Annotated in this window: 16 protein-coding genes; 12 read left to right on the top strand and 4 right to left on the bottom strand. The window is 61.6% G+C overall.

Annotated elements, in window-relative coordinates; genetic code table 11:
* The first annotated feature begins 29 nt into the window (after window positions 1–29).
* The 4 genes from CXP40_RS07615 to creC all read left to right on the top strand — a co-directional run bounded on the left by CXP40_RS07615 (window position 30) and on the right by creC (window position 4,886).
* On the top strand, window positions 30–2,060 hold the full coding sequence (locus tag CXP40_RS07615) for a methyl-accepting chemotaxis protein (RefSeq protein WP_106733290.1): 2,031 nt from the start codon (window positions 30–32) through the stop codon (window positions 2,058–2,060).
* Window positions 2,061–2,118: 58 nt separating this feature from the next.
* The gene (locus CXP40_RS07610) at window positions 2,119–2,559 is read left to right on the top strand and encodes a CBS domain-containing protein (protein ID WP_099525904.1); all 441 of its coding nucleotides are present in this window, start codon (window positions 2,119–2,121) and stop codon (window positions 2,557–2,559) included.
* Between the two features lie 209 nt (window positions 2,560–2,768).
* Entirely contained in the window at window positions 2,769–3,449 is a 681-nt protein-coding gene (creB, locus tag CXP40_RS07605; protein WP_106733289.1) for a two-component system response regulator CreB, read from the top strand.
* Between the two features lie 3 nt (window positions 3,450–3,452).
* Window positions 3,453–4,886 carry a two-component system sensor histidine kinase CreC gene (creC, locus tag CXP40_RS07600; protein WP_106733288.1) on the top strand — a complete coding sequence of 478 codons (1,434 nt, stop codon included), beginning with the start codon at window positions 3,453–3,455 and terminating at the stop codon, window positions 4,884–4,886.
* 349 nt (window positions 4,887–5,235) lie between these two features.
* Here creC and CXP40_RS07595 read toward each other — a convergent pair whose 3' ends face one another.
* The 4 genes from CXP40_RS07595 to CXP40_RS07580 form a co-directional block, all read right to left on the bottom strand.
* Window positions 5,236–5,682, bottom strand: a complete 447-nt coding sequence (locus CXP40_RS07595) for a hypothetical protein (protein ID WP_106733287.1) — start codon at window positions 5,680–5,682, stop codon at window positions 5,236–5,238.
* Window positions 5,683–5,782: 100 nt separating this feature from the next.
* Entirely contained in the window at window positions 5,783–6,607 is an 825-nt protein-coding gene (locus CXP40_RS07590) for a hypothetical protein (protein WP_106733286.1), read from the bottom strand.
* 359 nt (window positions 6,608–6,966) lie between these two features.
* Window positions 6,967–9,255 (bottom strand): ATP-dependent DNA helicase, encoded by a 2,289-nt coding sequence (locus CXP40_RS07585; RefSeq protein ID WP_106733285.1) that lies wholly within the window; start codon window positions 9,253–9,255, stop codon window positions 6,967–6,969.
* Window positions 9,252–10,883, bottom strand: a complete 1,632-nt coding sequence (locus CXP40_RS07580; protein WP_106733284.1) for a VRR-NUC domain-containing protein — start codon at window positions 10,881–10,883, stop codon at window positions 9,252–9,254. The genes CXP40_RS07585 and CXP40_RS07580 overlap by 4 nt, the downstream gene beginning before the upstream one ends.
* Before the next feature lie 245 nt (window positions 10,884–11,128).
* Between CXP40_RS07580 and CXP40_RS07575 the strand changes: the two genes are divergently transcribed.
* The 8 genes from CXP40_RS07575 (at window position 11,129) to yegQ (ending at window position 18,651) form a co-directional block, all read left to right on the top strand.
* Window positions 11,129–11,512, top strand: a complete 384-nt coding sequence (locus CXP40_RS07575; protein ID WP_106733283.1) for a phage infection protein — start codon at window positions 11,129–11,131, stop codon at window positions 11,510–11,512.
* Between the two features lie 179 nt (window positions 11,513–11,691).
* Entirely contained in the window at window positions 11,692–13,035 is a 1,344-nt protein-coding gene (creD, locus tag CXP40_RS07570; RefSeq protein ID WP_106733282.1) for a cell envelope integrity protein CreD, read from the top strand.
* Between the two features lie 52 nt (window positions 13,036–13,087).
* Entirely contained in the window at window positions 13,088–13,390 is a 303-nt protein-coding gene (locus tag CXP40_RS07565; RefSeq protein WP_106733281.1) for a hypothetical protein, read from the top strand.
* Between the two features lie 144 nt (window positions 13,391–13,534).
* The gene (locus CXP40_RS07560; protein ID WP_106733280.1) at window positions 13,535–14,323 is read left to right on the top strand and encodes a hypothetical protein; all 789 of its coding nucleotides are present in this window, start codon (window positions 13,535–13,537) and stop codon (window positions 14,321–14,323) included.
* A 141-nt stretch (window positions 14,324–14,464) separates the two neighbouring features.
* On the top strand, window positions 14,465–14,725 hold the full coding sequence (locus tag CXP40_RS07555) for a DUF4212 domain-containing protein (RefSeq protein ID WP_003463859.1): 261 nt from the start codon (window positions 14,465–14,467) through the stop codon (window positions 14,723–14,725).
* Window positions 14,726–14,731: 6 nt separating this feature from the next.
* On the top strand, window positions 14,732–16,501 hold the full coding sequence (locus tag CXP40_RS07550; RefSeq protein WP_106733279.1) for a sodium:solute symporter family protein: 1,770 nt from the start codon (window positions 14,732–14,734) through the stop codon (window positions 16,499–16,501).
* 91 nt (window positions 16,502–16,592) lie between these two features.
* Entirely contained in the window at window positions 16,593–17,099 is a 507-nt protein-coding gene (locus tag CXP40_RS07545; RefSeq protein ID WP_106733278.1) for a hypothetical protein, read from the top strand.
* A gap of 244 nt (window positions 17,100–17,343) precedes the next feature.
* On the top strand, window positions 17,344–18,651 hold the full coding sequence (gene yegQ, locus CXP40_RS07540; protein ID WP_106733277.1) for a tRNA 5-hydroxyuridine modification protein YegQ: 1,308 nt from the start codon (window positions 17,344–17,346) through the stop codon (window positions 18,649–18,651).
* Window positions 18,652–18,680 lie beyond the last annotated feature (29 nt).

Below are 18,680 nucleotides of genomic sequence, written 5' to 3'. Positions count from 1 at the left end.
TAGGCCCTTTAGGTCGTTGAGGTGTCGCTATGACGGGAGTACTCAAGCCGGGTGTACGGCTACTGCAGCGTTTCAGTTTTGCCCACAAGTTTCAGTTGGTGTTCCTGTTGTTCGCGTTGCCGCTCGGTTATGCGCTGTGGGTCATCAGCAGTGACTACCTGTCGCGCCTGCAATCCGTGGACTACGAAGTGGAAGGCGCGCAGGCGCTGGAACGTATGGCTCAGGTGCAACATGAGCTGATCGCCCAGCGCACCCTGCTGGCTCGATGGAAAGGCACCGAGAATGCCGCACAAGGTTTGCTGCAGCAACGCGAGGCCAAGCTCGACGAGGCCTTGCAGCAGGCGGCCGAGCCGCTGCAGAGCGAGCTGATCAGTGATCAGGCGCGCCAGCATTTCCAGGCCCTGCAGGGTGAGCGCGACGGTCTGCGAGCTGCTGGGCTGACCAAGGTTCCCTTGCCCGATGCACTGGAGCGCTACCAGAAGGCACTGTTGTACCTGATCGCCCTGCGCGAGCAGGTGGCGACCGACAGCACCCTGATTCTCGATCCGCGCCTCGACACCTACCTGATGATGGAGCAGATCACCTACGTCATGCCGCGGCTGCTCGAGCAGCTTGGCACCTTCGCCGCTCAGGGCCATGGCGCTGTGGTCTCGCAGCATTTCACCCTGCAGAGCCGGGTGCTGATTCGCGACTTGCGGCGCAGCCTGGACGAGCAACGGGCGCAGCTGGTCAAGGCGCAGATCACCCTGTCGCGCGAGGCGCCGCAGGCCATGCGCCAACTGAGCGCGCCTTTCGATGCTTCGCTCAAGGCGTTCGACGACTTCCTCGTCCAGATCGACCGCGACATGTTCGAGGCCAGCCCCATGGCGCTCACGCCCGAGCAGTTCGTGCAACGTGTCGAAGCGCTGGAAACCCAACTGCAGGGCCTGCAGCAGTCGCTCTATCAGCAGTTCAGCGCCAGCCTCGGTTATTACCGGCAGCAGGCGCTGCACTCGATGATCGAGGTGATCGGTGCCTTCATCGCGCTGACCCTGCTGGCGATGTATGTACTGATGTGCCTGAACGCCTCGATCCGCATCAGCACCAGCAACATCATCGAAGCCGCGCGCGGTCTGCGTGACGGCGACCTGCGCGTGCGCATGGAGGTCAACGGCCGTGACGACCTGGCCGCCATCGCCCAGGCGCTGAATACCGCAGTCGAGCAGATGCGCGACTCGCTGCAGGGCGTCAATCGCGAAAGCCAGCAACTGGATAGCACGGTGCAACTGCTCGGTGGCCAGGCGCGTGATGCGCTGGACGCCGTCGAGCAGCAGCAAGCGCAGATGAGCCAGATCGCCACCGCCGCCACGCAGATGGCCGCCACCGCGCAGAGCGTGGCGCAAAGCTGCGAGCAGGCGGCGGTGGAAGCGCAGCAGACCCGTGAAGTGGCGCTGAGCAGCAACCAGCGCAGTGAGCGCACCAGCGCCAGCATGCGCCACCTCAGCAGCCGTCTCGGCGACAGCGCTGCAGCGTTGCAGCAACTGCGTGATCAGACTCAGCAGATCAACCGCGTGGTCGAGGTGATCAAGGGCATCGCCGAGCAGACCAACCTGCTGGCGCTCAATGCCGCCATCGAGGCCGCGCGTGCGGGTGAGGCCGGGCGAGGCTTCGCCGTGGTCGCCGATGAAGTGCGCTCGCTGTCCAAGCGCACCCAGGACTCGACCCAGGAAATCGCCCAGACCGTGGACAACCTGCAGCGCGTGGTCGGGCAGTCGGTCACCCTGATGGAAGAAGCCTGCAGCCAGGCCGACGGCGACATCGGCAGCGTGCTGGCCATGGGTGATGAACTGCAGAACATCGTCGACTCGGTGCAGCGCGTCAGCGACCGCCTGGCGCAGATCGCCACGGCCGCCGAGCAGCAAGCGGCCACCGCCGATGAGGTCAGTGGCAATATCCAGCAGGTCGATCAGGCCGCCGGACAACTGCTCGATGGCGCCCAGGCCGTGAGCAGTGCTGCCGAGCAACTGCGTCGTGGCAGCGAAGGGCTGGCGCACAATACTGGACGATTCAGCCTCGACTGAGGCTGACCGCGGCGGCCAACTCTGCTAAAACCGGATAACAACAACAGGAGCCGCCCGCATGAAAACCGTCGCAGAGGTTATTCGCAATAAAGCCAACGCCTACGTTTACAGCGTCGACAGTGAGGATTCGCTGCTCGACGGGCTGCGTATCCTCGCGGAGCATAGGATCGGTGCCTTGGTGGTGCTTTCCGGTGGGCGCCTGGTCGGCATCGTCAGCGAGCGTGACTACGTGCGCAAGGTGGCCTTGGCCGAGCGCTCGTTGCTCAACACCAAGATCAACGAAATCATGACCAGCGAAGTCATCAGCGTTGGCCCGCGTGACAGCGTGCAGTACTGCATGGAGCTGATGACCGAGCGCCGCCTGCGTCACCTGCCGGTGCTGGCCGAAGGCGAGCTGATCGGCCTGTTGTCCATCGGTGACCTGGTCAAGGAAACCATTGCCGAACAGGCCGACCTGATCCGTCAGCTGGAGCAGTACATTCGCGGCGAGATTCCCTGACCGGGCTACGGGGGAGCGATAACCTTTTGGGAGGCGCTTTCGACTCTGGCATCCTGCTTCGTTCTGCCTTCTGCCTTCTGCCTTCTGCATCCATGCAGTCGCAGTGGCGCTTGTCGTGTAGGGCGGGTGAAACTCGCCAATACCTCGCTTGACGCTGGCTCCCGCGCTCGGCAGTCTCCTGCCGTCGCCCCACAGGTGCAGGACGCCCGATGCCGCAGATACTCATAGTCGAAGACGAAGCCGCGATTGCCGATACGCTGGTCTATGCCCTGCAGGCCGAAGGTTTCGCCACGCACTGGTCGAGCCTGGGCGGCGAGGCGCTGACGCTGCTGGAAAACGGTACCTTCGACCTGGCCATTCTCGACGTCGGCCTGCCTGATATCAGCGGCTTTGAAGTGTGCAAACGCCTGCGCCGTTTCTCCGAACTACCGGTGATCTTTCTTACCGCGCGCAGCGAGGAAATCGACCGTGTGGTGGGCCTGGAAATCGGCGCCGACGACTACGTGGTCAAGCCGTTCAGCCCGCGTGAGGTGGCCGCTCGGGTCAAGGCCATCCTCAAACGCGTGGCGCCGCGTGAAGCACCAGCAGCCAGCGCGCCGAGCACCTTTCAGATCGACGATGCCGCCTTTCGCATTCACTACCACGGCCAGGCCCTGAGTCTGACCCGCCACGAATTTCGCCTGCTGCGCACCTTGCTCGGCCAGCCGCACCGGGTCTATTCGCGCGAGCAATTGCTCGATGCCCTCGGCGTGGCCAGCGAGGCCGGCTACGAGCGCAACATCGACAGCCATATCAAGAGCGTGCGGGCCAAACTGCGCGCCATCGCCCCGAGCGAAGAGCCGATCCAGACCCATCGTGGTCTGGGTTACAGCTACGAGCCGGAGAGCTGAACAATGCCGTTGGGCGTACGCATCTTCCTCGTCTACTTCCTCTTCGTTGGCCTGGCCGGCTGGTTCGTGCTTAGCACGGTGATGGACGAGATTCGCCCCGGCGTACGCCAGAGCACCGAGGAAACCCTGGTCGATACCGCCAACCTGCTGGCCGAGATCCTGCGTGACGAGGTCAAGGCTGGCACCCTCGGCCAAGGCCGCCTGCACGAAGCGCTGGAAGCCTATGGCCGGCGCCAGCCCCAGGCGAGCATCTGGGGGCTGACCAAGGCCGAGGTCAACCACCGCATCTACGTCACCGATGCCCAGGGCATCGTCCTGCTCGACTCCACCGGTCTGGCGGTCGGCCAGGATTATTCGCGCTGGAACGATGTGCTGCTGACCCTGCGTGGCCAGTACGGCGCACGCTCGACCCGCGAAGACCCGGACGATCCCGACTCCTCGGTGATGTATGTCGCCGCGCCGATCAAGGACGGCGAGCGAATCATCGGCGTGGTCTCGGTGGCCAAACCCAACCGCACCCTGCAGCCCTATATCGAGCGCTCGCAAACGCGCCTTGGCTGGCTCGGCGCCGGGTTGATCGGTCTTGGTCTGTTGATCGGCGCGGCATTGTCCTGGTGGCTCAGCGCCGCGCTGGGCAAGCTGACTCGCTACGCTCAGGTCGTCAGCGAAGGCCAGCGCGCCGAGATGCCCGCTGTGCGCGGCGGCGAACTGGGCCAGCTGGCCAAGGCGGTGGAGCGCATGCGCACCGAGCTGGAAGGCAAGGCCTACGTCGAGCGCTACGTACACACCCTGACCCACGAACTGAAAAGCCCGCTGGCGGCCATCCGCGGCGCCGCCGAACTGCTCGAAGGTGATATGCCGGTCGAGCAACGCCAGCGCTTCGTGGCCAATATCCAACAGGAAAGCGCGCGTCTGCAGAACCTCATCGAACGCCTGCTGCACCTGGCGCAGGTGGAACAACGCCAGGGCCTGGAGGAACGCGTGATAGTGCCGCTGGCGCCACTGGTGGACGAACTGCTGCAAGCGCAGCAGGCGTGTATCACCGCTGCCCATCTGCAGATTGATCAGGCAATACCGACGGGCCTCAGCCTGCGCGGCGAGCGCTTCCTGCTGCGGCAGGCGCTGGCCAACCTGCTGGACAACGCCCTGGATTTCACCCCACCCGGCGGGCGCATCCGCATCGCCGCCGAGCGCCAGGGCGAGCGTATCGTCCTGCGCCTGTTCAACCAGGGTGAAGCCATCCCCGACTACGCCCTGGCGCGCCTGACCGAACGCTTCTACTCGCTGCCGCGTCCCAACGGCGGCCGCAAGAGCACTGGCCTGGGCCTGAACTTCGTGCAGGAAGTGGCCGAGCTGCATAGCGGCGAGTTGCAGATCGGGAATGTTGAGGGGGGTGTGGAGGTGCGCCTGATATTGCCAGGTATATACGCAACGTAGGATGGGTAGATCAACGCGAACCCCATTGGTATTTGTTATCCCGGGTATCGCTTCGCTCACCCCAGGCTACGTTCTGGAGTTACCTTGTGGGAGGGGCTTCAGCCGCGACGAAGGTAGAACCCCGTCGCCGCTGAAGCGCCTCCCACTGCACGTTGCTCGATAGTTCCCACGCTCCTGCGTGGTAGCAATACCATTAGCGGTTGTTGTCCTAGACTGTACGAAAAGTGCCTGCGTTCGGTGATGCTTCGTTAAAAACGGGTTCGGACTGCTCATTTACAGCTCGTAAACTCCGCGTCCTCACAAGGTTTTGCCTCTCCTGACCTTCGGTCGACGACTTTTCGTACAGAACCTATGAGTCTGTATCAAGTTGCTCTTTAATTGTTTGGAGAAAAACGCCCCAGACAATGAAGCTGTAGAACCAAAAATTATTCACGGTCTTTAACTGGATAAACTCCTCGCCTGCAAACATCCCAAATAACGCAAATGCAATTAGTATTATGGATGTGATTTGCAGGAATGGGAAGTCGGTTGATATGTGTACGTAGGTGATGATGCTGTAGGCGATTAATGCAAAGAAAGAAATCCAAAGGGATTTGAGAATAAATATTAATATGAGCCGATTAAGTTGTATTTGCTCTGAGTCTGAAGTGGATACGTCAAGCCAGGCACTTCCTTCCCAGCCAATGCTCGCACCAGTTTGCAGGATATAGGCCACGCAAATCAGCGGTAGCGCCAATAGTGTACTTATTCCCTTGACGCTTGAAATATCAGTTATTTTGGGTATGGCTACATCCATGCTTGACTCCTAATGCCCGCATTCTCTGGAATAACATGTGGGCTGAAAATTGTAGCGAAACTACTGAACCTGCGTGTTGTTGCTCCAGCGAGCTCATGAGTTAGTTAATACGTCCGTTGTGTATTTTTTCGCGTTCTTTAAGAAGTCGCCCTTTTGCTACTGCTTCATGTTTAAGGAAGTTAACCATGAAGTGGTAGTCAGGGTGCGATTTCAAACTGCGGCTTACAAAGTAGACGTTTGATTTGTTGATAGAGAAAATTTCTCTTACTCCAGAGGTGTGATCGCTCCCGGCTAACATGCTAAATTTTATTCCAGGTATGCTGAATACAATATGCTGATGCCCTTCGTGGTTTTTAATTGCGGGGAAGCTCATTGATGGTGTATCTACTATCTGGTTGTCAACATATATGGCTAGATAAGTGTTTGTCGGGTGCTCTGTGTTTCTTAGTAGGTAGTCCGAAAAGGCAGTCATACTTTCTTTATGAATTGAATTTTTTGTTTCGGGAATGCCGAATCCACTCCAGTCTGTTGCGGATAGCCTCCAGGCAATGCTTGCAGCGAAATACATGAAATTAAAAGCTGTTTCGTCGTTTGGCGGGAAATACCATATTTCATCTTCTGTATGAAATAATGGCTTAAATTTTTTTATCTTTGTAGCTAGCTTGAAGCCGTTAGGGCGAGCCATAAGTGGGATTACTTTGTCTTCCCCGTTCATGGAGAATTTTAATTCACAGCTTTCACAAAGTAAGTGCTTTTTGGCTTGCTTGTCTGAGTAGACGGCTGATCTATTAAAACCATTAATCAAAACAATATTTTGTCCGTGGCCAGCTGATCCTTTGCTGATTGATCGATATACGGACTTAGGCATAAGGTGACTATCTATAAGCTTTGCTGGTTTGGTACATAATGTACAGATTCCGTTCACCAGGACTCCCTAAGCGTATAACTATAAATAGACACTAAATTGTGCATGACTAGTCGTGCAGACTTAGCGGATTACGTTTCTTGTAATCCTTACTTTCTTCTCTATCTCGTTGGTTACAGTCTGGATGCTGGAGCGATTTACTGGTTATACACCAAGTCGGATGCGTACTGGCAAGTGGCCTTTGGGCGCAGCGTATCTGGCACCTGTCTTTCTTGGGGGCTCTGAAAAAACTCAGTGCTGCCATGTCGTCAGCGGTGTGCCCAGTGCGACAGCGGCCTCTGTGGGAGCGTTGCAGTCACGGGCACCGCTTCGGCAGGTCGTTCTCATTCCATGACCTGCGCGGTGCGGATCGCCTCGACTTATCTTTCCAGCAAGGGCGCGCTGAGCGGCAAACGCAACAACTCCACTTGCCACCAACTCGGCAACAAACGCCGCACTTCGGGGCGGGCGAAGCGGTCGTCGATCAGGTAGAGCACGCCCAGGTCTTCTGGCGTGCGGATCACCCGGCCGGCGGCTTGCACCACTTTCTGCAGGCCGGGGTAGAGGTAGGTGTAGTCGTAGCCGTTGCCGAACAGGGTGTCCATGCGTTGGCGGATTTCTTCGTTGATCGGGTTGAGCTGGGCCAGACCGAGGGTGGCGACGAAGGCGCCGATCAGGCGTTCGCCGGGCAGATCCACACCTTCGCCGAAAACGCCGCCAAGCACGGCAAAGCCGATGCCGCGTCCGCCGACCTGGAAGCGCTCGATAAAACCCTGACGCGCCGCTTCGTCCATCTGCCGCGACTGGGTCCATACCGGGATTTGCGGATGCTCGCTGCGCAGTTCCTGTAGTACCTGTTCCAGATACTGATAGCTGCTGAAGAAGGCCAGGTAGTTGCCGGGGCGTTCGGCGTATTGGCGCGCCATCAACTGGCAGATTGGCGCCAGGGAGGCGTCGCGGTGCTGGTAGCGGGTGGACAGGTTACGCACCACCTGTACGTGCAGTTGTTCGGCGCTGAACGGTGAGGCGACGTCCAGGCACTGGGTCTCTTCCGGCAAGCCGAGCAGGTCGAGGTAGTAGTGGCTGGGGCTGAGGGTGGCGGAGAACAGCGTGGCGCTGTGCGCGTCCTCGAAGCGCGGGCCGAGGAAGGGCGCCGGGAGGATATTGCGGATGCATAGGGTCGAGTAGCTGCGCCCGTTGCCGGCCTCATCGCGATTGATGTCGAACAGCGAATGCGGGCCGAAGCTTTCCGCCAGGCGGCAGAACAGCATGGCGTCCATATAAAAGCTGAGCAGCTCACCGCCATTGCCTTCGGGCTGGTCGGTGAGCAGGTCGGTGATGGCGCTGACCGCCTTGCCCAGGGCGGCGAGCAGCAGGTCCGGCGCCAGCGGGTAGACCTGATAGGGCACCTCTTGCTCGCGGTGCAGTTGATCCCAGTGGCGGTCGACCCGATCCAGCACGTTTTTCAGGCGTTTCGGCGCGTCGCGGCACATGGCCTTGAAGCGCGCCTGATCCAGCTCGGCGCTGTACATGCCGCGCCCGCGTTCCACCAGGTTGTGCGCCTCGTCCACCAGCAGGCAGACGCGCCACTGGTTGATCAGGGTGAGGCTGTGCAACAGCGCGCCGAGGTCGAAGTAGTAGTTGTAGTCGCCCACCACCACGTCGCTCCAGCGGCACAGCTCCTGGCTCAGGTAGTAAGGGCACACGCCATGGGCGATGGCGATGTTGCGCACGGCTTGCTGATCCAGCCAGCGTTCCTTGAGCGCCGCGCTGCGTGCTGCCGGCAGGCGGTCGTAGAAGCCCTTGGCCAGCGGGCAGGAGTCGCCATGGCAGGCCTTGCTCGGGTGCTCGCAGGCCTTGTCGCGGGCCACGTGTTCCAGCACGCGCAGCGGCGTGTCCGGCTCGCGCAGGCGTTGCAGGGCATCGAGTGCCAGGCGCCGGCCGGGCGTCTTGGCGCTGAGGAAGAACAGGCGGTCGAGCTGTTGGCCGGGCATGGCCTTGAGTTGCGGGAACAGGGTGCCGAGGGTCTTGCCGATGCCGGTGGTGGCCTGCGCCAGCAGGTAGTGGCCGTCACGCGCGGCGCGGTATACGGCTTCGGCCAGTTGCCGTTGGCCATGACGGAATTCGCCGTAGGGGAACTCCAGCGCTTCCAATGCCTGGTTGCGTGCGTGCTGATGCGCCTGTTCCTGCCGCGCCCATTCGATGTAACGGCGGCAGTGCAGGGCGAAGAACTCGCCCAGCGACGCGGCGCTGTGGCGCTCGCGGAACACCGTTTCCTGTTGGGTCATGACGTTGAAGTACACCACCGCCAGATCCAGTTCCTCGAAGCCCAGTTCCTGGCACAGCAGCCAGCCGTAGATCTTCACCTGCGCCCAGTGCAGCAGGCGGTGGTTGGCCGGGATGCGCGAGATGTCACCGCGATGGGTCTTGATCTCTTCCAGCAGGCGAAACTCGGGGTCGAAGCCATCGGCGCGGCCACTGACCGTCAGCCCTTCGAAGTCGCCGATCAGCGGCAGCTCGGCAACGTAATCCGGACCGCGCCGGGCCACCACCGTGGCGTGCCCGGCCATGCCTTCCTGCGCAGTGGGCGAGGGGGTGAAGCGCAGGTCGAGGTCACCTTCCTTGGCGGTGAACTCGCACAGCTCGCGCACGGCGATGCGCAGACTCAATCGCTCCACTCCACGTAGCAGACGCTGACCGGCATGCCGTGCTCGGCGCAGAAGGCCAGCCAGCGCTTCTGGTTGTCCTGCAGGCGGTCGCCGGGGCCTTTCACCTCGATCATCCGGTAGCGGCCCACGGCCGGCCAGAACTGGATCAGGTCAGGCATGCCGGCGCGGTTTTCGCGAATATCGGCCAGCAGGCGGCGGAACCAGGCGGCCAGGTGCGCGGGTGGCAGGCAGGCCAGGGCCTGTTCCAGGCGTTCGGCGTCGAGCAGCTCCCAGAACACGAAAGGCGACTGGATGCCGACCTTCTCGGCGTGCGTGCGGCGCATGGCCTCGATGTAACTGCCGTCGTCCAGGCGCGCCAGGCAGGCGGCGAACAGCTCGCTGCGGCGGGTGTGGAAGTCGGCGCGGTGCAGGTCCACAGGGCCGGTGTGGAAGGGGTGGAAGAATGCGCCGGGCAGCGGGGCGAAGATCGCCTCCCAGCAGAGCAGGCCGAACAGCCCACAGATCAGCGTGTTCTCCACGTAATGTACCGGCGCGTCGGGTTCGGCCAGGTGCATGGCCACGGCCAGCTCGACGCTGGCGGCGCGCGGCAGGCGCAGGTCGAGGCGATCCTCGATCAGCTTCGCCACCTCGGCCGCAGGCGGCAGGCCGAGGCGTTTACGCAGACGCGTGCGGGCTCGTTCGGCCAGTTGCGCCTCTTCGGCGTTGTGCGGCGCCGCGATTACTTGTTCGGCCAGTGCCAATGCTTCGGCATCCTGGCCGAGGCGCTCCAGCACGCGGATTTGTCGCTGCCGCGAGCCGACCGCGCGGGTGTCGCGGTATAGCGCCAGCGCCGAGTCCAGCTCGCCAGCGCGCTCCAGATGCTGCGCCAGTTGTAGCAGCAGGCGCTGGTGGCGTTCGCCGATATGCGGGCTGTCGCTGCAGAAATCGCCAAGGTGCTGCAGAACCTCGGTCACCGGCATGCCGACCTCGAAAGCCTCGCGGCAGGCGCGCAGGTGCAAGTAGTCGTCGACGTCCTGGCGGTGACGAAAGCCGCGCGAGCCCGGCGTGATCGGCACCTGCTCGTAGCGGAATATCCCCAGGTCAGCCAGCACGAATTCCGACCAGTCCTGCGCCAGGTTGCCGAAGAACATCAGGCGCAGGCGGTCGCACAGCGGGCCGATGGCCAGGCTCAGCAGGCGCTCCTCCATATTCGGGCACCAGTCGACCAGGCTGCGCGGTTCGATATGTAGCTCACGCAGATACTCGAGCACTTCGCTTTTCTTCAACGGCCCGCGCGGCAGGTCAGCGGCGAAATGCGCAGCCAGCTCGTCCTTGAGCAGCAGGGCGCCGAGTTCGTCGAAGCTCAGTGCGGCGCAGTCGATCAGCCAGCCCAGTTCCAGCAATGGCTCTGCGGCAGTGGGGATATCGCCGATCTCGGCGTAGCGCAGTTTGCTCGCGCGAAAGTGAATGCCCTTGCGCATCACCAGGCGTACCAGCAGCGCCTGGGTGGGCAATGGCAACTGGGGAAAGTCCGCAACGAGGGCGCGCTCGGCGTCATCCATCAGTTCACGGTGATGGGTGTCGAGCCAGGCGAGGGCCTTGCGGAAGTTGGCCAGATAATAGAGTTCGGGAGCGTCGAGGCTGAGCATGGGGCGAAGTTTTACTGGTTTTTTATACAGATGCCAGTGCCGTTCACCCGCTACCGCACCGAGTAGACGGAAGGCGAGGGCAGTGCTGTGTGAGTGATCGTGGCAACTATCTGTCTGATCGATAAGCGCTTTTTCAGGTATCGATGGCGTCGATTGTCACTATCCCGAGATGTGCCTTTTGCCGTTCTGGGGCGTGCGTAACATGACAACCGTAGCCAGTTACTTACCCCCTCAGGAGAACGAACATGAAAAAGCAAATCCTCGCCAGCCTCGTTATTGCCGCTCTGTCCGCCAGTGCTTTCGCCCTGCCGCAGATCAACGCTCAACAGTCTGCAACCCCTGTAGTCGCTGAAGATGGCGCAGATCGCGTCGGCCCGAACCGCGTAGCCGAAGGCGGTGCCGAGCGTACTCTGGAGCGTTTCCGCGTAGCCGAAGATGGTGCGGATCGCGTTGGCCCGAACCGTGTTGCAGAAGGTGGCGCTGATCGCGTTGGTCTGAATCGTGTTGCAGAAGGTGGCGCTGATCGGGTTGGCCCGAACCGTGTTGCAGAAGGTGGTGCTGACCGTGTTGGTCTGAATCGTGTCGCCGAAGATGGCGCCGACCGCGTGGGTGCCAGCCGTATCAGCTGATCCGGTCATTCATCATGCGGGAGCAGTCTCATGCCGCATTGCAGTTAGAAAGGGCGCCCTGAACCGGCGCTCTTTCTCGTTCACGCACTCTCCACACAATCTCCACGCTCGCCCCATACGCCTCCCTCCGCCCTTGCCCAGACTCTGCCGTACCTTCACTCGCTACGGAGAGCCGTACCATGAGCCGTTCCCTGGGCTTCAAGCTAGGCGCCATCGCCTTGCTGATTTTGTTGCTGATGATTCCCCTGCTGATGATCGATGGCCTGGTCGACGAGCGACAGGGGTTGCGCTACGAGGTGCTGCAGGACATTGCCCGCAGCTCCAGCTACCGCCAGCAGATCACCGGGCCGATCCTGGTGCTGCCGTATATCAAGACCACGCACGAGTGGAAGACCAATGAGAAGACCGGCGAGCGCTATAGCGAAGAGCGTCAGCGTCGCGGCCGTCTGTACTTCCTGCCGGAGCGCTTCGTGCTCGAAGGTCAGGTGGGCACCGAATTGCGAGCGCGCGGCATCTACGAAGCGCGCCTGTACCGCAGCGACAGCCAGGTCAGCGGTCAATTCCGCCTGCCGGCGCGCCTGGGACTGGGTGACGAGCTGGGCTTCTACCGCTTCGAGAAACCCTTCCTCTCGGTCGGCATCAGCGACATCCGTGGTATCAGCAACGATCTACAACTGCGCCTCAATGGCCAGACCCTGAGTTTTGCACCAGGTACGGGTGACGATAACTTCGGTGCCGGCGTGCATGCGCCGCTCCCGGCTCTGGATGCGCAGGGTGGGCAGACGCTCGAGTTCGCTTTTGATCTGAAACTGCAGGGCACCGAGCAGCTTTCGGTGGTGCCGGTCGGGCGTGACAGCCGGGTCAAACTGAACTCCGACTGGCCGCATCCGAGCTTCGTCGGCGAATACCTGCCGAGCAGCCGTGAAATCAGTGCGGCAGGCTTCACTGCCGAGTGGCAGACCAGCTTCTTCGCTACCAATCTGGAGGAGGCGTTGCGTGACTGCGTGGGTAGCGAGCGTTGCCAGGGGCTGTTTGGCCGCAACTTTGGAGTGAGCTTCGTCGACCCGGTCGACCAGTACCTGAAGACCGATCGCGCGATCAAATATGCGCTGCTGTTCATCGCTCTGACCTTCGCCACCTTCTTCCTCTTCGAGGTGCTCAAGCGCCTGGCCGTGCACCCGGTGCAATACGCCCTGGTGGGCCTGTCGCTGGCGCTGTTCTACCTGCTGCTGCTGTCGCTCTCCGAGCATCTGGACTTCGCCCTGGCCTACGGCCTGTCTGCCAGCGCCTGCGTCGGCCTGATTGGGTTCTACGTCAGCTTCGTGCTGCACAGCTGGCGACGTGGCATGGGCTTTGGCGCGTTGCTGGCCGCTCTGTACGCCATGCTCTACGGCCTGCTCAACGCCGAGGACTACGCCCTGCTGATGGGCTCGCTGCTGGTGTTCGGCGTGCTCGGCAGCGTGATGGTGCTGACCCGCAAACTGGACTGGTACGGCGTCGGCCGTAGCGCTCCGCAGGCCTGAATCTGATCGGCGCGGTCAGTGCAGGCCGCGCCTCTTGTCGGAGGTAATACCCATGCGTCTTCTCGTGCAATTCTCCGCCTGCCTTGGCCTCGGTCTGGTGGTGGCGGTGATGATCCTCATCGGCCTGATGTTCTGCGGCTGGTTCAACCTGATCGACGGCCTGTTGCTGACCGGCAAGCCGCTCGCCAGCCTGAGCCTGATGGTGCTGCCGGAGGGCTTCTGGAACGCCCTGACCGGTATCCAGGACGCGGCGAGCAACGGCACGCTGCGCTCCTTCCTGTCGCTGTGCGCCGCGTTGGGCCAGGTCGGCCTGCTGCTGGCACTGGGCTTCATGCGCCTGTGGTATCGGGCATGAGCGGGCATATCGGCTTGCGCGAGGAGGCGCGTGCCGGGCACCTTCTGGCGCGGCGTATCGCCTGGCTGTTTCGCGATGCCCATCATGGGCAGTGGGCGGTCAGCGGCGTAGACTCGCGCCGGGATGAAATGAAGGAACTCAAGGATGAAAGGACTATTCGCAACGGCCCTGGGTGGCCTGTTGTCGGTCAGCGTGGCGCTGGCCGATGACTGCGCGGTGCAACTGTCAGCCTGGCTGGAGCTGGCGCATCCCGGCCATGCCGGCGGCGCCTGGCTGCAGGATGAGCGCGGCGCCTATCGGGTCGACGGCGAGCAGAGCATCTGCAAGATCTGGCCTGCGCGTCCTCAGCTGACCCTGCTCGCCGTGCCGCTGGTACGCGAGGCGCAGCCTGACCAAGGCCAGAGCGACCTTGAAATACTGGTGCTGGATCATGCGAGGCAAGACGTCGTGGCGCGCCTGGTCCAGCCCAATCTACTGGATTGGGACGCGATCTATGTGGACCGGTTGGTCTTGGATACCGCGCCTTATCGGCTACGAGGTGATGACCTGGCCTTTGGCGTTCGAATCAATCGCCGCAACGGGTCGTGGATGAATCCCTTCGCGGAAACCGAGCTCGCTCTCTACGAGTTGAAAGCGCAAGGGTTGCGCCCCCTGATGGGAGGGCTGGTGGTGGAGAGCTTCGGCGGTGAACGAGACGGCGACTGCACGGCTTCGTTCGGCGAGGCCAAGGGCGTGCTCATCGTTACCGACAAGGTTGGCCGCGATGGCTACCGCGACCTGATCTTCAGGCAAACCCATACTGGCCGGCGCATGGTGGTGGCCGATGGCGAATGCCAGACCATCGAAGCCGATGTCCGCCGCGGCCAGTTCCGTATCGAGTACGACGAAGAACGCTATCTGCTGCCGATCGAGTTGGTCTCCGACCCGTACTGACGGCGCTGTGCGTTGCTCGGGTGGGATCAGACGTTCCAGAAGCGCTCTGCGATGCGGCTAATACCAATGTCTATCTGTCGGTCGGTACTGGCCTGCTGCTAGCTTGAAGCTGCATCAGAATAACAATAACCGGAGGCGTCTATGACTTCTGAACAAAGCAATGCCGCGGCCTATTGGAAGGCCAATGTGCGGCTCATCACCTGGAGCCTGATTGTCTGGGCGCTGGTTTCCTATGGATTCGCCATGATCCTGCGCCCGATGGTCGCGGGAATCTCCGTTGGCGGTTCCGACCTCGGATTCTGGTTCGCCCAGCAAGGCTCCATCCTCTTCTTCATCGGGCTCATTTTTCACTACGCGTGGAGACTGAACAAACTCGATAAAGAATTTGGCGTCGAGGAGTAAGTGGTCATGAGCCAATTCGTCATCAACATGTTGTTCGTAGGCGCGTCCTTCGCGCTCTACATCGGCATCGCCATCTGGGCGCGTGCCGGCTCCACCAAAGAGTTCTACGTCGCTGGCGGTGGTGTGCATCCGGTCACCAACGGCATGGCGACAGCCGCTGACTGGATGTCCGCTGCATCCTTCATCTCCATGGCGGGCCTTATCGCCGCCGGTGGTTATGCCAACTCCACCTTCCTCATGGGCTGGACCGGCGGCTATGTGCTGCTGGCGATGCTGCTGGCGCCCTACCTGCGCAAGTTCGGCAAGTTCACTGTCCCGGACTTCATCGGTGATCGCTTCTACAGTCGTGGCGCACGCCTGACTGCAGTGATCTGCCTGGTGATCATCTCCGTGACCTACGTGATCGGTCAGATGGCCGGTGCCGGTGTTGCCTTCTCGCGCTTCCTCGAAGTGAGCAACTCCACCGGTATCTGGATCGCTGCGGCCGTGGTCTTCGCCTACGCCGTATTCGGTGGCATGAAGGGCATCACCTACACTCAGGTTGCGCAGTACGTGGTACTGATCGTGGCCTACACCATCCCGGCGATCTTCATCTCCCTGCAACTGACCGGTAACCCGATCCCGCCGCTGGGCCTGTTCGGTGACCACGTCGAGTCCGGCGTGCCGCTGTTGCAGAAGCTCGATGAAGTGGTGCGTGACCTGGGCTTCGCTGCCTACACCGCCGATGTCGACAACAAGCTGAACATGGTGCTGTTCACCATGTCGCTGATGATCGGTACTGCCGGTCTGCCGCACGTCATCATCCGCTTCTTCACCGTGCCCAAGGTTTCCGACGCACGCTGGTCGGCGGGTTGGACCCTGATCTTCATCGCCATGCTCTACCTCACCGCGCCGGCTGTTGCTTCGATGGCGCGCCTGAACCTGGTGACCACCATCTATCCGGAAGGCGCCTCGGCTCCTGCCCTGTCCTATGACGAGCGTCCTGAGTGGGTCAAGAACTGGGAGCAAACCGGCCTGATCAAGTGGGAAGACAAGAACGGCGACGGCCGCATCCAGATGTACAACGATGCTGCACCGGCCTTTACTGCGACCGCTCAGGAGCGTGGCTGGAACGGTAACGAGCTGACCGTGAACAACGACATCCTGGTTCTGGCCAACCCGGAGATCGCCAACCTACCAGGTTGGGTGGTCGGCCTGATCGCGGCGGGCGCCATTGCGGCGGCACTGTCGACGGCGGCTGGTTTGTTGCTGGCGATTTCTTCGGCGATCAGTCATGACCTGATCAAGACCTTGATCAATCCGAAGATCAGCGAGAAGAACGAGATGATGGCAGCGCGGCTGTCGATGGCTGCAGCGATTCTGCTGGCGACCTACCTGGGCTTGAATCCACCAGGGTTCGCCGCGCAGGTGGTGGCATTGGCCTTCGGTATTGCGGCGGCGACCCTGTTCCCGGTGCTGATGATGGGGATCTTCTCCAAGCGCATGAACGACAAGGGTGCGATCTGCGGTATGGTCGCCGGCCTGGTGATCACCCTGCTGTACATCTTCACCTACCTGGGCTGGTTCTTCATTCCGGAGACCAACATGCTGCCCAATACCCCGGACCAGTGGTTCATGGGTATCTCCCCGGCTTCCTTTGGTACCGTCGGTGCGCTGATCAACTTCGCTGTGGCTTACGGCGTATCGCAGGTCACTGCTGCACCGCCGCAGGAAATCCAGGACCTGGTGGAAAGCGTACGTACCCCCAAAGGTGCTGGTGCCGCTCTGAACCACTAAGCATAATCCTGGCCTGACGCCATCGTTCGATGGTCCAGGGTCTGACAGACGGGCCTCCAGTGGAGGCCCGTCTTTTTTCGGGAACACTCATATGTTGTGGACTTTGCTTGCCATCGTGGTGGCGGGGCTCGGCGCTGCCGGTATCGCTCTGCTGCTGCGTAAACTGACGCGTAACAAACTGCCGAAGTGGATCGTGCCACTGTTCGGTGGCCTGGGGATGCTGAGCTATCAGGTGTTCTACGAGTACTCCTGGTTCGAGCATCAGCAGGCGCGCCAGCCCAAGGAGTCGGTTGTGGTCGCGACCGAAGCGGGTCACGTGTTCTGGCGCCCGTGGAGCTACTTCGTGCCGATGGTTACCGCCTTCACCGTGCTCGATAGCAAGAGTGTCGTGCGCGATCAGGTGGAAGATGCGCAAGTGGCCGAGTTCATGCTCTATCGCTTCGAGAAACAGCACATCGACCACGTTTCGCACCGCGCCCATCTGCTCAATTGCGCAACTGGCGAGTTGTTGCCGTTGGACGAGAAAAAGCAGCCTCAGCTTGCCCAGCTCAAGCGCATCGACAAGGACGACGCGCTGTATCGTCAAGTGTGTCGCTAGCCCGCCATTCTTGCGTCGCGGCAGTGGTGCGCGCGGCGCACCCTACGTGAAAGCGCAGCATCGGTGCGCGTGAACTGGGCGACTACTCCCTATTTGCTGATGCCTGTAGGGTGCGCCGTGCGCACCGCCCCTTGACTGATGGTGCCTGACTCGGCCGCTTTTCTGCGCCCGATAGACCCAGATCAATATCCACGCCTGCCACCTGCATAGAATCGCCAGCCCCTGATTTTTCGAGCTTGCGTTCATGCCCCGTTTCCCTGAACTGCTGTCGCCGGCCGGCACCCTGAAGAACATGCGTTACGCCTTCGCCTACGGCGCCGATGCGGTGTATGCCGGGCAGCCACGCTACAGTTTGCGCGTGCGCAACAACGAGTTCGACCACGCCAACCTTGCGCTCGGCATCAAGGAGGCGCACGCGCAGGGCAAGCAGTTCTACGTGGTAGTCAACATCGCCCCGCACAACGCCAAGCTCAGGACCTTCCTCAAGGACCTGGCGCCGGTGATCGAGATGCGGCCCGATGCGCTGATCATGTCCGACCCCGGCCTGATCATGCTGGTGCGTCAGCATTATCCGCAGATGCCGATTCACCTCTCGGTGCAGGCCAATGCGGTGAACTGGGCCAGCGTCGAGTTCTGGCGGCAGCAGGGGCTGAGCCGGGTGATCCTCTCGCGCGAGTTGTCGCTGGAGGAGATCGAGGAGATCCGCAACCAGGTGCCGGGGATGGAGCTGGAGGTGTTCGTCCACGGTGCGCTGTGCATGGCCTATTCCGGACGCTGCCTGCTGTCGGGCTACATCAATCGTCGCGATCCCAACCAGGGCACCTGTACCAATGCCTGCCGCTGGCAGTACCAGGCCACGCCCGCGAGCGAGAACGAGCTGGGTGAAATCGTCCGCGTGGTCGAGCCGACTCTGGGCCAGGGCGCACCCACCACCCAGGCATTCGTGCTGCAGGAGGCGGGGCGGCCGGATGATGAAATGACCGCCTTCGAAGACGAGCATGGTACCTACATCATGAACTCCAAGGACCTGCGCGCGGTGCAGCACGTCGAGCGTCTGGTGCGCATGGGTGTGCATTCGCTGAAGATCGAGGGGCGCACCAAGAGCCATTTCTATGTGGCGCGCACCGCGCAGGTCTACCGCCGCGCCATCGATGATACGCTGGCCGGCAAGCCGTTCGACCCGAGCCTGCTGGGCAGTCTGGAGTCACTGGCGCATCGGGGCTACACCGAAGGGTTTCTGCGTCGTCATGTGCATGACGAATACCAGAACTACGAGCGCGGCAGCTCGGTCGCGGAACGTCAGCAGTTCGTCGGCGAACTGACCGGTGAGCGCCGTGGCGAGCTGGTCGAGGTGCGGGTGAAGAACCGCTTCGCCGTGGACGACGGCCTGGAGCTGATGACGCCGCAGGGCAATCTGCACTTCACGTTGGAACACCTGCAGAACGCCCAGGGCCAGGCGCAGCAGGTGGCTCCGGGCGACGGTCACGTGCTTTATCTGCCGCTGCCGGCAGATGTGCAACTGGAATACGGGCTGCTGATGCGCGATCTGTAGGCTTTCGTAGGATGCATTGCCTGCCGCAA

The organism is Pseudomonas sp. YY-1 (assembly GCF_002843095.1).
Lineage (GTDB): Bacteria > Pseudomonadota > Gammaproteobacteria > Pseudomonadales > Pseudomonadaceae > Aquipseudomonas > Aquipseudomonas sediminis_A.
This window is presented reverse-complemented; position numbering and strand designations above follow the sequence as displayed.

Bases quoted from the DNA above. Each gene is read 5' to 3' on its own strand.
- CXP40_RS07555 (WP_003463859.1), top strand. From the start codon at position 14,465: ATGACTTCTGAACAAAGCAATGCCGCGGCCTATTGGAAGGCCAATGTG.
- creB (WP_106733289.1), top strand. From the start codon at position 2,769: ATGCCGCAGATACTCATAGTCGAAGACGAAGCCGCGATTGCCGATACG.
- CXP40_RS07580 (WP_106733284.1), bottom strand. From the start codon at position 10,883: ATGCTCAGCCTCGACGCTCCCGAACTCTATTATCTGGCCAACTTCCGC.
- CXP40_RS07550 (WP_106733279.1), top strand. From the start codon at position 14,732: ATGAGCCAATTCGTCATCAACATGTTGTTCGTAGGCGCGTCCTTCGCG.
- CXP40_RS07565 (WP_106733281.1), top strand. From the start codon at position 13,088: ATGCGTCTTCTCGTGCAATTCTCCGCCTGCCTTGGCCTCGGTCTGGTG.
- CXP40_RS07610 (WP_099525904.1), top strand. From the start codon at position 2,119: ATGAAAACCGTCGCAGAGGTTATTCGCAATAAAGCCAACGCCTACGTT.
- yegQ (WP_106733277.1), top strand. From the start codon at position 17,344: ATGCCCCGTTTCCCTGAACTGCTGTCGCCGGCCGGCACCCTGAAGAAC.
- creD (WP_106733282.1), top strand. From the start codon at position 11,692: ATGAGCCGTTCCCTGGGCTTCAAGCTAGGCGCCATCGCCTTGCTGATT.
- CXP40_RS07615 (WP_106733290.1), top strand. From the start codon at position 30: ATGACGGGAGTACTCAAGCCGGGTGTACGGCTACTGCAGCGTTTCAGT.
- CXP40_RS07595 (WP_106733287.1), bottom strand. From the start codon at position 5,682: ATGGATGTAGCCATACCCAAAATAACTGATATTTCAAGCGTCAAGGGA.
- creC (WP_106733288.1), top strand. From the start codon at position 3,453: ATGCCGTTGGGCGTACGCATCTTCCTCGTCTACTTCCTCTTCGTTGGC.
- CXP40_RS07575 (WP_106733283.1), top strand. From the start codon at position 11,129: ATGAAAAAGCAAATCCTCGCCAGCCTCGTTATTGCCGCTCTGTCCGCC.
- CXP40_RS07560 (WP_106733280.1), top strand. From the start codon at position 13,535: ATGAAAGGACTATTCGCAACGGCCCTGGGTGGCCTGTTGTCGGTCAGC.
- CXP40_RS07545 (WP_106733278.1), top strand. From the start codon at position 16,593: ATGTTGTGGACTTTGCTTGCCATCGTGGTGGCGGGGCTCGGCGCTGCC.